The organism is Micromonospora sp. ATLC16 (assembly GCF_057196645.1).
On record NZ_JBXUOW010000179.1, the window covers coordinates 1 to 665 of the forward strand.

1 protein-coding gene is annotated in these 665 nt (G+C 70.5%); it reads right to left on the reverse strand.

Annotated features, from left to right (window positions below; genetic code table 11):
* Nucleotides 1–88 precede the first annotated feature (88 nt).
* Nucleotides 89–580 (reverse strand): winged helix-turn-helix domain-containing protein, encoded by a 492-nt coding sequence (locus AC2CHE_RS26950; protein WP_484507625.1) that lies wholly within the window; start codon nucleotides 578–580, stop codon nucleotides 89–91.
* Between the last annotated feature and the right edge of the window lie 85 nt (nucleotides 581–665).

Sequence of the window (665 nt, forward strand, 5' to 3'; positions counted from 1 at the left end):
CCGCGTCGTCCCCAGGTGCGTGCCTTCGGTGGGCGCAGCGTCTGACCGGCCTCGTCTTCGAAGACCAGCCACGCCTGCCGCTGCGCCGCTACCGTTTTCCCGCCGGCCACGTCTCCCGCCGCCACGTGGTGATCGCGGCTTCGTCCCGCTCGACCGCACGGTGCTTGGGCACCTGCACCGACCAGCCGAGCCGGTACATGATGTTCGCCGTGCCGCGCAGCGTGTACCGGGTGCGGAACATCCGGGCGATCAGGTCTGACACCCGGGCCAGGGTCCACCGCTGATCACTACCGAAGCCGTGCGCCGCCGGCCCCTGCTCCAGGGCATCGGCCAGGCGCCGCAGCCGGCCCTCATCCAGGCGACACCGAGACCCACCAGGCCCCTTCGACGCCAGGGCCTGCTCACCGCCGGCCTGCCACCGCTTGCGCCAGCCGTACACCGCGGTCTGCGACACCCGCAGCCTGCGCGCGATCTCCGGCACCGACACATCCTGGGCGAACCACCCGGCAGCCTGCCGCCGTACCGCCTCACGCTTCGCCCGCCCCCGCGCGGACAACCCACCTCCATCGGGATACCTCATCACCCCGGCCTACAACGATCACCAACGAAGATCACGCCGACACGCCGACCCACAGTGGACGAACCTGGCCATTCAAGATCTGTAT

Bases quoted from the DNA above. Each gene is read 5' to 3' on its own strand.
- AC2CHE_RS26950 (WP_484507625.1), bottom strand. From the start codon at position 580: ATGAGGTATCCCGATGGAGGTGGGTTGTCCGCGCGGGGGCGGGCGAAG.